At 44.5% G+C, this 13,580-nt stretch carries 10 protein-coding genes; all 10 read right to left on the minus strand.

Annotated elements, in window-relative coordinates:
- Positions 1-20 precede the first annotated feature (20 nt).
- Complete coding sequence (nusA, locus tag NST94_RS17960) at positions 21-1,118, minus strand: transcription termination factor NusA (RefSeq protein WP_036688470.1); 1,098 nt, start codon at positions 1,116-1,118, stop codon at positions 21-23.
- Positions 1,119-1,144: 26 nt separating this feature from the next.
- Positions 1,145-1,612: a ribosome maturation factor RimP gene (rimP, locus tag NST94_RS17965; protein WP_076127842.1), complete on the minus strand. Its 468-nt coding sequence runs from the start codon at positions 1,610-1,612 to the stop codon at positions 1,145-1,147.
- A gap of 199 nt (positions 1,613-1,811) precedes the next feature.
- Positions 1,812-6,140, minus strand: a complete 4,329-nt coding sequence (locus NST94_RS17970; protein ID WP_076301622.1) for a PolC-type DNA polymerase III — start codon at positions 6,138-6,140, stop codon at positions 1,812-1,814.
- Positions 6,141-6,406: 266 nt separating this feature from the next.
- A complete protein-coding gene (gene proS, locus NST94_RS17975) occupies positions 6,407-7,855 on the minus strand; it encodes a proline--tRNA ligase (RefSeq protein WP_076301623.1) in 1,449 nt (482 codons plus the stop codon).
- A 25-nt stretch (positions 7,856-7,880) separates the two neighbouring features.
- On the minus strand, positions 7,881-9,155 hold the full coding sequence (rseP, locus tag NST94_RS17980) for an RIP metalloprotease RseP (protein WP_076127839.1): 1,275 nt from the start codon (positions 9,153-9,155) through the stop codon (positions 7,881-7,883).
- Between the two features lie 248 nt (positions 9,156-9,403).
- A complete protein-coding gene (locus tag NST94_RS17985; protein ID WP_076301624.1) occupies positions 9,404-10,543 on the minus strand; it encodes a 1-deoxy-D-xylulose-5-phosphate reductoisomerase in 1,140 nt (379 codons plus the stop codon).
- A 23-nt stretch (positions 10,544-10,566) separates the two neighbouring features.
- Complete coding sequence (locus NST94_RS17990) at positions 10,567-11,370, minus strand: phosphatidate cytidylyltransferase (protein ID WP_076182638.1); 804 nt, start codon at positions 11,368-11,370, stop codon at positions 10,567-10,569.
- 20 nt (positions 11,371-11,390) lie between these two features.
- Positions 11,391-12,158, minus strand: coding sequence for an isoprenyl transferase (locus NST94_RS17995; RefSeq protein WP_076127834.1), 768 nt, complete (start codon positions 12,156-12,158; stop codon positions 11,391-11,393).
- Positions 12,159-12,236: 78 nt separating this feature from the next.
- Positions 12,237-12,791 carry a ribosome recycling factor gene (gene frr, locus NST94_RS18000; protein ID WP_076127832.1) on the minus strand — a complete coding sequence of 185 codons (555 nt, stop codon included), beginning with the start codon at positions 12,789-12,791 and terminating at the stop codon, positions 12,237-12,239.
- Positions 12,791-13,519, minus strand: coding sequence for a UMP kinase (gene pyrH, locus NST94_RS18005; RefSeq protein WP_036688491.1), 729 nt, complete (start codon positions 13,517-13,519; stop codon positions 12,791-12,793). Before pyrH ends, frr begins: the two co-directional genes overlap by 1 nt.
- Between the last annotated feature and the right edge of the window lie 61 nt (positions 13,520-13,580).

Consider the following 13,580-nt stretch of genomic DNA (forward strand, 5'->3'; position numbering starts at 1 on the left):
CCTCCCGTCAAGCAGGTTAATTAATCTATGGAGACGGAATCCTGATGCATTTCATCAATAGAAGATTTCGGTCTGCCGTATTCCTGCTCCGCTTGAGTTTCACTCTTGATATCAATCTTCCAGCCGGTAAGTTTAGCGGCAAGACGTGCATTTTGCCCTTTAATACCGATAGCCAGTGACAATTGATAATCAGGAACGATAACTCTCGCCATCTTCTCCGCTTCAAAGACTTGAACTTCAAGAACCTTTGAAGGGCTAAGTGCATTCGCAACATATTCCTGCACCAGATCAGAATAACGGACGATATCGATCTTCTCACCGCGAAGCTCAGTAACGATGGTCTGAACGCGTGTGCCTCTTGGACCTACGCAAGAACCAACGGGATCTACTTCTGGATTGCGGGAATACACAGCAATCTTCGAGCGGAAGCCAGCTTCACGGGCTACAGAACGAATCTCAACTACACCATCAAATATTTCAGGAACTTCAAGCTCGAACAGACGCTTCAGTAATCCAGGATGACTGCGGGAGAGCATAATCTGCGGACCTTTTGTTGTATTCTCAACTTTTGTGATATAAGCCTTGATGCGTTCGCTTTGTTTGAACTTTTCACCTGGCATCAATTCGCTAAGCGGAAGAACCGCTTCGATTTTACCAAGATCAATGTAAATGTTCCGCATATCTTGACGTTGAACTAGTCCAGTAACGATATCATCTTCTTTGTCGATAAAAGCATTATAGATAAGTCCACGCTCTGCCTCGCGAATTCGTTGAGTTACAACCTGCTTAGCAGTCTGTGCGGCAATACGTCCAAAATCACGCGGTGTCACTTCAAGCTCAGCGATATCTTCCAGCTGGAAATGCGGGTTAATTTCTCTGGCTGCCGGCAATGAGATTTCAGTCCTTGTATCCAGGACCTCCTCAACAATTAACTTGCGGGCAAACACTTTAATGACACCTGTATTGCGATTCATGTCAACACGCACGTTCTGTGCTGCATTGAAATTACGTTTATAACTAGAGATCAGCGCCGCTTCAATCGCTTCAAACAGCACATCTTTACTGATGCCTCTCTCCCTCTCCAGCTCATTCATTGCTTCAATAAACTCCATACTCATGAATTTCCGGCCCCCCTTTCAAGACGTTAAAAAATAATGGCCAATCTCGCACTTGCGACCTTGGCGTACGGTACTACATGTTCTTTTTTGCCCGCGGAGATGAGCAGTTCCTCGTTCTCGAACGAGAGCAAACGACCTTCAAATTCTTTGAGTCCTTGAATCGGCTCATAAACAGTCACATACACGTCCTTACCTACCGCTTTAGCTACATCCGCAGCTTTTTTGAGAGGACGCTCTGCTCCCGGCGAGGAAACCTCAAGGAAATATGCCTCAGGAATAGGATCATTCTCATCTAACTTCTGACTGAAATATTCGCTAATGATCCCGCAGTCATCAATATCAATGCCGCCTTCTTTATCTACGAATATACGCAGAAACCAATTGGAGCCTTCCTTCACGTATTCAACGTCCACCAGTTCGAAACCATTGTCGTCGAGATAGGGCCCGAGCATCTGCTCTACCGTTTGTTTAATTTTAGATTTGGGTGTGCTCAAAAGAAAATTACCTCCACGAACTTGTCTTTTGCTATATACCAAAGATAAAGAGTGGGTTTCCCCACTCTTTACACAACGGACTTATCTCATTATTACCAAAGAAATTATACCATAGGGAAACTGGACTGACAAGTGCTAGCCCTTGACTCCCCCTTTAGAGCACTCTTTTCTAGCCATGAAATAAGTGTTGTTAAAGCCTTTAAAATAGGGAAAGTTGATTGCTTTCCGGTAAGCCGCGGAAGCAGCCCATGCCGGTCAGCAGCTCAATAACCGTCTTACTTGCCTTTGATTTCTGCTGGAAATCTTCAATAGACAGGAACTCGCCAGCATCTTTCGCAGCAGCTATGTTGATAGCAGCATTCTCACCAATTCCCGCTAAAGCAGAAAACGGAGGAATCAAACTCTTGTCATCAACAATAAACTTATTCGCTTCTGAGCGGTAAAGATCAATGTTTTTGAATGTAAACCCACGTGCCGTCATCTCCAAAGCCATCTCAAGGACAGGCAACATAGCCTTTTCCTTAGGCAAAGCTTGAAATCCTTTTTGCTCAATCTCTACGATCTGACGGCTGATGGCTTCATACCCCTTACAGCACAATTCAATATCAAAATCTGCTGCACGTACAGAGAAATAAGTCGCATAATATTCAATAGGATGATACAGCTTGAAGTAGGCGGTACGTACTGCAGAAATTACGTATGCAGCAGCATGCGCCTTCGGGAACATGTATTGAATCTTTAGACAAGAATCAATATACCATTGTGGGACCTTGCACTTTTTCATTTCCTCGATCCATTCGTCAGACAAACCTTTACCTTTACGAACACTCTCGGTAATTTTAAAGGCCAAGCTCGCATCCATTCCCGCTTTATAAATTAAGAAGAGCATGATGTCATCACGGCAACCGATAACGGTCTTAATGTTACAAGTGTTATTCTTTATAAGCTCTTGAGCGTTACCAAGCCAAACTCCAGTACCATGAGACAAACCTGATATTTGCAGTAAGTCAGCAAAGCTGGACGGCTTCGACTCAATAAGCATTTGACGTACGAACTTGGTACCCATTTCGGGCACACCATAGGTCGCAACCGGTGATCTGATTTCGTCAGGTCTTACTCCAAGTGCATCTGTAGAGTTAAACATGCTCATTACTTTCGGATCATTCATCGGGATAGAAGTTGGATCAACACCTGTCAAATCCTGAAGCATCCGCATCATCGTCGGATCATCATGACCCAGAATATCAAGCTTCAGCAAATTCGCGTCAAAAGCGTGATAATCAAAGTGTGTGGTCTTCCATTCAGCATTGACATCATCCGCCGGGAATTGTACTGGCGTAATATCTTCTACCTCCATATAGTCTGGAACAACGACTATACCACCCGGATGCTGTCCCGTACTACGTTTAACGCCTGTACAGCCAGCCGCCAGACGGCCAACTTCAGCTCCACGCCAACGTTTCTGGTGAAGTTCTTCGTATTTTTTTGCAAATCCGAAGGCTGTCTTCTCAGCTACGGTACCAATCGTTCCGGCACGGAATACATTTTTCTCACCAAACATTTCTTTGGTAAAGTTATGTGCATTCGGCTGATATTCCCCTGAGAAGTTCAAGTCGATATCGGGGACTTTATCCCCTTTAAATCCAAGGAAGGTCTCGAACGGAATATCCTGGCCTTCACCTTTGAGCTTCTGACCGCAATCCGGGCAGACTTTATCTGGTAAATCGAATCCGCTCCGCACACTACCGTCCAGGAACCATTCATTATGGCGACACTCGGGGTTTAGGCAAATATAATGCGCAGGCAAAGGATTAACTTCTGAAATTCCTAGAAATGTAGCTACTACAGAAGAACCTACGGAACCCCGCGAGCCTACGAGATACCCATCCTGATTTGACTTTTTAACGAGACGTTCAGAAATCAAATAGTTGGCAGAGAACCCGTATTTAATAATCGGTGCAAGCTCTTTCTCCAAACGGGCAATAACTACCTCAGGCAGCTCTTCACCGTAAATGGATTTGGCAGTATTGTAGCAGGTCTCGCGAATTTCTTCGTCCGCCCCGTCAATAATTGGTGTAAATAGCTTATCTGGAAATAGCTCCAGTTCTTCAAAACGCTCCGCCAGCTCAACTGTATTTGTGACAACGACTTCCATCGCTTTTTCAGCACCAAGAAATTCGAATTCAGACAGCATTTCATCTGTTGTGCGGAAGTGTGCATCCGGTTTGCGTTGGTCTTTAAGCGGACTAAAGCCCGTGATCCCATTAATCGTAATATCACGATACAGCTTGTCCCGGGGTTCAAGATAATGTACATTCCCCGTTGCGATAACAGGTTTATTCAACTGTTCCCCTATTTCGCAAACCTTCCGGACTACATCGCGAAGCTCATCAGGGCCTGCTACAAAGCCCTTGTCCACCAAGTGCATGTACATGGTCAATGGCTGAATCTCCAGCACATCATAAAAATGAGCAACCTCCATGGCTTCCTCAGTCGTTTTGTTGAGTACTGCTTCAAAAAACTCTCCACGTTCACAACCCGAAATCACGAGCAGTCCATCTCTATGCTCTTCCAGCTTGGATTTCGGAATACAAGGTACACGTTTGAAATATTCCGTATGTGACATGGAAATGAGCTTATAGAGATTTTTTTTCCCTATTTGATTTAGTGCATAAATATTACAGTGGAACGGTCGTGTGTTCGAAAGATCATTACCCACATAATCGTTTAGTCGATCAAGGCGGGTCATGCCCTTCATCTTTTCAGCATCTGCGAGCAATCCTGTTAATATACCGCCGAGTGCTATGGTATCATCAATCGCACGGTGATGGCTTTCCAGAAGAACTTTATATTTATCGGCTAATGTGTTCAGCCTGTGATTCTTCATGCTTGGATATAGTAACCGCGCGAGCTCAAGCGTATCAAGAGATGGATTCGGAAGCACAGGTTCACCTATTTTACGTAACGAGGCCTGAATAAAACCCATATCAAATCTGGCGTTATGAGCTACAAGGATACTATCACCCACAAATTCAACAAACTTACGCAGTACTGGCTCAAGATCAGGAGCATCCTTAACCATTTCATCCGTAATATTGGTCAATTGCTGAATATGATAAGGGATTTTCTCATGCGGATTAACAAAAGTAGAATAACGGTCTACTTCTTTGCCTTCGCACATTTTAATGGCCGCCAGCTCCGTAATATTATTGCGGGTAATCGATAAACCCGTGGTTTCTATATCAAACACTACATAGGTAGCTGTCTTCAAGTCCAAAGGCTGAGCGTTCTCGACAATATTCACAGAGTCATTTACAACATTAGCTTCCACGCCATAAATCATTTTTATCTTATGCTTATGAGCTGCATGGTTTGCATCAGGAAAAGCCTGAACGCCGCCATGATCAGAAATCGCAATCGCAGGATGCCCCCACTGGGCAGCTGTTTTGACATAGGTAGTGATCGGAGTGACCGCATCCATCGTACTCATCGTAGTGTGAAGGTGGAATTCCACCCGTTTCTTAGGAGCTGTATCTTTACGCGCAGGCGGTGCCTTAACTTCCGTTAAATCCGAAGGGATCATCACGAGCTCAGGAATCTGCATAAAACGGTCATATTCTACTTTCCCGCGTGCTCTTACCCATTTGCCATTAGCTAGCTGACTCATAACCTTCAGATCATCTTTAGTCTTCGCGAACATCTTCATTTGTAGAGAATCCGTAAAATCGGTCAGACTGAAAGTGAACAAGGTACTGCCATTGCGAAGCTCCTTACGATCCAGACCAAAAATGGTACCCTGAATTGTAATTTTCTTCTCTTCATCTTGAATTTCAAGAATCGGCACGGCCTGTTCCTTAATTTCATACCCCACTTGAAGCTTAATTACTTCATTAGGATCGCTATCATCAGCAGGAGCTTCTGTTTCCACAGCAGTCATCATCTGCTCAACGATCTCGCGTTGTTCTTGCTGAAGCTTTTGCTGAAATTCTTCGAATGCTTCAACATTATTATTTTCGTTCTCCGCCATTAGTAATTTAACCTTTAAGGAGAGACCGAAATACTTATCATAAAATTTAATAATTGCTCCATCGATGCTTTTTTTGCGAGCTAACTCCATCGAAGTGGAATCACTCATCGTTAACATTAAAGTATCCTCTTTAAGCTCCTGTGAGGAGCGGGTCAGCCAGCCGTTTACCGATGGAATCTCCCGATGTACCCACTCCAGAAACAGTCCCCAATATTCCTGGACAAGCTCCGCTCTGCTAACCTTCTCATCATATATGAACAAAAAGCTTACTTTAGCTATATGCTGTAGCTTCTCACGCATTCTAAGGCAAAATGTCCGATATACCTGTGCTGGAACCAGACTATCTTTCGCTATAACGATTTGCCAGTCCCGGTTGCCACGACTGATCTCAACACGTTCTATATACCCATCCAAAAAGTAGGGGTCCATGATTGCAGGTGGAATTTCACCCTGCTTCATCAAGAGCTCGAACCTTTTTCTTCTCTCCTGGTTTTGTTCCATGCTTTCCTCCCACCTTTAATAACCCAGTTAAAACTATCCATGATATACAGTGAAAGTACAATATGATAAGAAGAAACGATGTAGTCGACTTTTAAAGACGACAACTGTTTCTCGTAAAAATATAAGAATTTATAGCGAAAACCTATAAATTCTTATATTTTAAAAAGCTTCTGGGTTCAAAAAGCATTGGGTTCTTACGGCCCGCCGACTCCTCTCGCCAGAAGCTAAATTAAAATACTACAAGACTGTTGATCGGTGCCTAAAGATTAATATGCCTTTGCAAAAACCACAGTATGCTTGGCTGGTTGGCCACAGCATATGCAGACTTGCTTAGTCTCCGCTGGATCAAAAGGAATATTGCGGCTACCCGCACCTGTCTCTTCCTTAACTTTGGACTCGCATTCTTCGGAACCACACCATCCCGCTAGAGCAAATCCACGTTTTTCGTCCATCGAAGCTTTCATTTCCTCCAAGGAATCTACAGAATAGAAATGGTCCTCACGGAATTTCAGCGCACGTTCGAACATTTCATTGTGAACCTGTTCAAGCATTGTTTGAACCTCTTCTACGAGGTTTTCCTGTTGAATAACCTTCTTCTCACCAGTGACACGTGAGACGAGAACGCAGACGCCATTCTCCATATCGCGTGGTCCAAGCTCCAAACGTACTGGCACTCCACGCATTTCATATTCATTAAACTTCCAGCCTGGGGTAACATCTGAACGATCATCTACACGTATACGAACGCCAGCATTCTTCAATTCCTTAAACAGCTCGTCCGTCCGCCCAATCACAGCTTCGCGGGTCTTAGGAGGTCCGATAGGAATCATAATAACTTGCGTTGGAGCTACCTTAGGCGGCAGAACAAGACCGCGGTCATCTCCATGTACCATAATCAAGGAGCCAATCAAGCGAGTGGTTGAGCCCCATGAAGTAGTGTGTACATACTCCAAATTATTGTCACGGCTTAAATATTGAATCTCAAAAGCTGTGGCAAACTTGGTGCCAAGGTAATGTGAAGTAGCAGCCTGAACAGCGCGTCCATCCTTCATCATCGCTTCAATAGAATACGTATCTACCGCACCGGCAAAACGCTCGGAAGGTGTCTTTTGTCCGGTAATAACCGGAATGGCAAGATAGGTCTCGACAAAATCACGGTAGTTATCCAGCATCCGCATAGTTTCTTCACGAGCTTCCGCTTCATTCTCATGCGCGGTATGCCCTTCTTGCCAAAGAAACTCAGTAGTGCGGATAAATGGCAATGTACGTTTCTCCCAACGAACCACGTTCGCCCATTGATTGATAAGTACAGGAAGGTCACGATAAGATTGAATCCATTTGGAGTACATGTGGCCGAACATGGTCTCTGAAGTAGGACGAACTGCGAGACGTTCCTCAAGTACGTCACCACCCGCTTCTGTTACCCATGGCAGCTCTGGATTAAAGCCTTCAATGTGATCCTTTTCCTTCTGAAAGAAACTCTCTGGAATGAACACTGGAAAATAAGCGTTTCGATGCCCAGTTTCCTTGAGGCGACGGTTCATTTCCTCCTGAATATGCTCCCATATTTCATAGCCTTCTGGCTTAAATACAATACAGCCACGAACAGGAGAGTAATCCATCAAGTCTCCTTTTTTAATAACATCAATATACCAGCGTGAGAAATCCTCGCTTTGCGGCGTGATTTCCGTAACGAATTGTTTATCTTTTGCCATGTAATGGAATGCCTCCCGAAGAAAATTAGCCGCTGATCAAACGTAAAATATCATTATACGTAACAGCAATCATTAATAAAAATAGCAGTGCAAAACCTACAAAGTGAACCATGCCTTCATGACCCGGATCCACAGGTTTGCCACGCAGTGCCTCTACACCTAGGAATGCCAGACGGCTTCCATCGAGTGCCGGAATCGGCAAGAGGTTAAATATCCCCAGATATAGACTCAAAATAGCGGCCCAGTATGTAAGATACTGAATACCTTGTTGAGCAATTTGACCGGTTACCTCAAACGTACGAACCGGACCTCCAATATCATCCATATTGAATTTATTGATCAATTGTTTAAAGCCCAAAAAGATAGCTTCTGTCGTATCGACCATAGCTTTTCCTGAACCCGTTATCGTCTCGCCAAAACCAGCTTTACGAGTAGGCAGCTCAGGAGTGATGCCTATTTTACCGCCTTCTTGCCCTTCCATACTACGAGGAACTAGCGTAACGTTAAGGGTTTCCTCTCCCCGCTGCAGCGTCCAGTTCATTTCTTTCCCTTTGGACTCCGAGGTCAAGCTAATCATTTTTTGGTAATCAGCACCGATTTTCTCACCATTGATGGAGACAATGATGTCGCCCTTTTGGAGTCCTGCTTCTTGCGCAGGCATTCCTTCGGAGACGTCGCCAATCTTAACAAAAGTAGGATTTTCAACTTGAATACCGACCATTTGCAAATGGATGGCGAAGAGTACAAAGGCTAACAGAAAGTTCATCACAGGACCCGCAACAATAGCCAACGCACGCTGACCCACGGTCTTGCTGCCGAATTGACGATCTTTAGGTGCAATTTGTGTCTGTTGCGTTCCTTTAATCATCATCGCTTGCGGATGAACATCATAAGTTGTAACTTCTCCGTCCACATCTAAGGTAATCTGTAATTTATCCTCGAGATCGGTATTCAGCGCCTCACCACGGATAACATTTCTACGGGTGTCTAGTGCATCCAGATAAATGTTTTTAACTTTATTGTCTTGTCCGAGCCTTACCGCAATGGTCTGTCCAGAACCAATCTCGACAATCTCAGGATCTTCACCAGCCATACGGGCATAACCGCCAAAAGGCAGTAAGCGAAGAGTGAACTGAGTCTCATTCCGTTTATAAGAAAACAGTTTCGGACCGAAACCGATAGCAAATTCCCTCACGAGAATACCGGCGCGTTTGGCAAAATAATAGTGACCCCATTCGTGTACAGTCACAAGTACAAAAAACATGAGCACCGTTAAAAAAACGACCTGAACCATTTCCAAACGTATCATCCCCCTTTAGGTGTAAGACCGAAGTATGTCCTCTTAATTTATCATTATTCTCCGATCAGGCACAAGAGAATCAACTGTCCCAACCTATTTTTAGGGCAAAGTAAGTATTTCCAGTCCAGCAATAACGCCATCGGTGTCCCTTTAAGGAGACGGTACGCGTTTACGCGAGAAATATAAGGATAATGTATAAAGTGAAACTTATACTTTCTTATATTTTTAAAAGGAGATCTTTCTACGTTCTACAGCGTAGCTGCCAGTTCTCGAACACGTCTATCACAGGATTCAATTTGTTCCAGATTCGGATTATGCTCGTTATTATGACGATCTAGCACTTCTCCGATAATCTCCTCAATACGCAGGAACGAGATCTCATGATTCAAGAATCGAGCAACAGCTATTTCGTTCGCAGCATTAAAAGCTGTAGTCGCCGTTCCACCAGCTTTTCCACAATCTATCGCTAGCTTCAGTGCAGGGTAACGTTCAAAGTCCATTTCACGGAAGGTCAAATGTCCTATCTCAGCTAACGACAACCGCTGTGCCGGAGATTCCCAACGAGCTGGATAAGTAAGTGCATATTGAATAGGGACACGCATATCGGGATTGCCAAGCTGGGCAATAATACTGCTGTCACGGAATTCAACATAAGAGTGAATGATGCTCTCCGGGTGCAGCAGCACATTCACTTGTTCATACGGAAGACCGAATAACCAATGCGCTTCAATAACCTCTAGGCCCTTGTTCACCATTGTAGCAGAATCTATCGTTATTTTCGCGCCCATGCTCCAATTCGGATGACGAAGCGCATCTTCTACCGTCACATCCTTAAGCTGATCACGCGTAAAGTCACGGAATGAGCCGCCGGATGCTGTTAAAGTGATGTAGGCAATATCTGAGATATTCTCACCATTGAGACATTGATAAATAGCTGAATGCTCACTATCAATCGGCAACAGCTTAACTCCCTTACGATTAGCAAGATCAGTGACCAAATGTCCGGCCGTTACTAATGTCTCCTTATTGGCGAGTCCAATATGTTTGCCAGCTTCAATTGCCGCTAGTGTTGATTGAAGCCCTACGCTTCCCATAACAGCCGTTACGACCATTTCGGCATCGCCGCCAGCCGCCACTTCAACAAGCCCTTCATTCCCGCTGTAAAGCTCTATACCAGAAGGTAGGCTGGATCTAATCTCATCTGCCAGCTCTTTCGTTGCCACAGAGACTCTACGCGGGTTAAAACGACGAACTTGCTCCAGTAATAATGTTGTATTTGTTCCGGCCGCCAAGCCATCTACTTCAAAAGAGTCTGGGTGCATTGCGATGACATCTAGAGTCTGAGTGCCGATCGAACCCGTCGAACCTAGAACACTTATTTTTTTCATAGTTATACTCTCTCTCCCTTCGTTTAATAGTAAGGCATAAGCATTACAATATGTACGAATGGAAATACGATAATCCAGCTGTCACATCGATCAAGAATACCGCCATGCCCTGGCAAAAGTGTACCTGAGTCTTTAATGCCATACGCACGTTTATAAGCTGACTGCACAAGATCTCCAAGCTGTCCTAATATCGCACAAGAAAGCCCAATAAGCAATGCTCGTCCTATCGTCAAGTGTTCAGGAGCAAGCAGCGCAAACACGATAGAAATAAGCATCGAGATCAGTACCCCGCCAACAGCACCTTCCACCGTTTTGTTAGGACTGATGGCCGGCCAGAGCTTGTTCTTGCCAAAGCTTCTGCCTACAAAATATGCCCCCGCATCACTGCCCCAAATGCAGAACAGGAGCAAAAAAGTCCAGAACAAACCATGTCCGTCATCCGATGCACGAGCCACGGCCATATAAGAGAAGCCCATTCCAATGTATACAATACCAGTAAACAGCAAGGCTGTTACTCGAATATCTAATTTATTTTTAGTAAAAACGGTGACCAGAAGGAACAATAACAGCAGAATCCAAATCCCTTGCTCCCAGGACAACGGCTCATTAACACCAAGCAAATCCCATGGGATCATGAAGCTTAGAATAGCTGCGTAACCCAGAACAGTAGTACCGGAAAGCGTAGGAATACCTATCATTTTGACAAATTCATAAAAACCTATAAGAGCCATAGCAATAAGCAGAACCTGATACGGCCAGTTTCCCAGTACACATAACCCTAAAAATAATACTCCGGCAACAATTCCGGTAATCAATCGCTGCTTCAAAGGTTCCATCTCCTAACAAGCTACTTCAGTCCACCATAACGGCGTGTTCGTCGTTGATATTCAGCAACGGCCTGATGCAAATGCTCTTTGTCGAACTCAGGCCAGTACACATCAGTAAACCACAGTTCACTATAGGCAACCTGCCATAACATAAAATTGCTAAGCCGAATTTCTCCGCTTGTACGTATCAGCAAATCAGGATCGGGTAAACCAGCAGTTAATAGTCTGTTGTTAATCAACTCTGATGTAATTTCTTCTGGCGACAATATACCAGCTTGGATATCTTTCCCTAAACTGCGCATACAGCCTTCTATTTCATTGCGTCCACCATAGTTAAGAGCAAAATTTAAGATCAATCCAGTATTCTCTTTTGTTCGAGCTACCGCCTCTTCCATAGCCTTACGGGTATATGAAGGTAAAGCGTCAGCGTCACCCATCATGCGTACTTGAACATTCTTCTCGATTAGCTCATCAAGCTCAATCGCCAGAAACTCCCCAGGCAAACGCATCAAGTAATCGACTTCTTCTTTCGGGCGTATCCAGTTTTCTGTCGAGAACGCATACATCGTTAAGTATTTAATACCTAATTCGTCTGCAGCGATCGTAGCACGTTTGACAGCCTTCATGCCGTTCTGATGACCCATAACGCGCGGTAAGCCGCGCCGTTTAGCCCAGCGTCCATTACCATCCATTATCACAGCCACATGCCGGGGAATGTTATCCGGTGAAATCTCGACTGACTGTTGCCTGTCTTTACGGCTCAGCCACGCTTGAATCCGTTTGATCATTTCCGTTTCCTCCAAGCTCTTATCAGAAAGAGACAAACCCCACCATTAACGGAGGGGCCTTAAGTCTCTTGAATATCATTAAACTTCCATAATCTCTTTTTCTTTGGAAACAAGCACTTTGTCAACTTCGGCTATGAACTTATCCGTTGTTTTTTGAATGTCTTCCTGATGGCCACGGGACTCATCTTCAGAGATACCGTTTTTCTCCATCTTTTTAATATCATCGTTGGCATCACGGCGAATGTTGCGGATCGCTACTTTCGCTTCTTCACCAAATTTCTTAGTCAGCTTAACCAAGTCCGTCCGACGCTCTTCAGTCAGCGGAGGGATAGAAAGACGAATAATGGTGCCGTCATTGGCAGGTGTCAATCCGATATCGGATTTCATGATCGCCCGTTCAATATCAGACATCGATGTTTTGTCCCACGGCTGAATCAACAGTGTCCGGGAATCCGGAGTACTAATGTTGGCCAGCTGATTAATTGGAGTAGGTGCCCCGTAATATTCAACTTGAATACGATCGAGAAGCGATGTTGTTGCACGTCCTGCACGTAATGTCGCCAAGTCACGTTTCAGCGATGAAATCGCTTTTTCCATACGCTCTTCAGCATTTTTTTTGACCGATTGTGGCATTAATCTACACTCCCTTTAACAATCGTTCCGATCTTCTCACCGAGAACGACACGTTTGATATTGCCTTGTTCTGTAATGGCAAATACAATGAGCGGTATATTGTTATCCATGCATAAAGATGAAGCTGTTGAATCCATAACACCGAGGTTTTTGTTCAGAACATCCATATAAGTAAGCTGTTCGAATTTCTCAGCGGTACTATCTTTGAACGGATCAGCAGAATATACTCCATCAACCTTATTTTTCGCCATCAGAATAACTTCTGCTTCGATCTCTGCCGCTCTAAGCGCTGCAGTAGTATCTGTTGAGAAGAATGGGTTACCTGTGCCTGCTGCAAAAATAACAACACGACCCTTCTCCAAGTGGCGAATCGCACGACGACGAATGTATGGTTCAGCAATTTGCTGCATCGAGATCGAAGTCTGTACTCTTGTTGGCACATCGATTTGCTCCAATGCATCCTGCAGTGCAAGTGAGTTCATTACTGTTGCCAGCATGCCCATATAATCTGCAGTAGCGCGATCTATGCCGCTTGCGCTGCCCGCGATCCCGCGCCAAATGTTCCCCCCGCCACAAACAATCGCAACCTGAACGCCAAGTTCTACAACTTCCTTGATCTGTTCAGCGATGGAAATAATCATGTCGGCATCAATACCATATCCGTTTTGTCCTGCCAAAGACTCTCCACTTACCTTAAGGACTACTCTCTTAAATACCGGCTGTTCCAAATGTATACCCTCACTTTCTGCAAAAGACGGAACACTACGTGTACGTGTTCCGCTCTTCTGA

Origin of the sequence: Paenibacillus sp. FSL H8-0282 (assembly GCF_037963825.1) — a bacterium.
Classification (GTDB): Bacteria; Bacillota; Bacilli; order Paenibacillales; family Paenibacillaceae; genus Paenibacillus_AQ; species Paenibacillus_AQ odorifer.

What these genes read in the sequence shown, in the direction of transcription:
- frr (WP_076127832.1), bottom strand. Translation starts at nt 12,791, where the DNA reads ATGCCACAATCGGTCAAAAAAAATGCTGAAGAGCGTATGGAAAAAGCG.
- proS (WP_076301623.1), bottom strand. Translation starts at nt 7,855, where the DNA reads ATGGCAAAAGATAAACAATTCGTTACGGAAATCACGCCGCAAAGCGAG.
- nusA (WP_036688470.1), bottom strand. Translation starts at nt 1,118, where the DNA reads ATGAGTATGGAGTTTATTGAAGCAATGAATGAGCTGGAGAGGGAGAGA.
- NST94_RS17970 (WP_076301622.1), bottom strand. Translation starts at nt 6,140, where the DNA reads ATGGAACAAAACCAGGAGAGAAGAAAAAGGTTCGAGCTCTTGATGAAG.
- NST94_RS17995 (WP_076127834.1), bottom strand. Translation starts at nt 12,158, where the DNA reads ATGATCAAACGGATTCAAGCGTGGCTGAGCCGTAAAGACAGGCAACAG.
- NST94_RS17985 (WP_076301624.1), bottom strand. Translation starts at nt 10,543, where the DNA reads ATGAAAAAAATAAGTGTTCTAGGTTCGACGGGTTCGATCGGCACTCAG.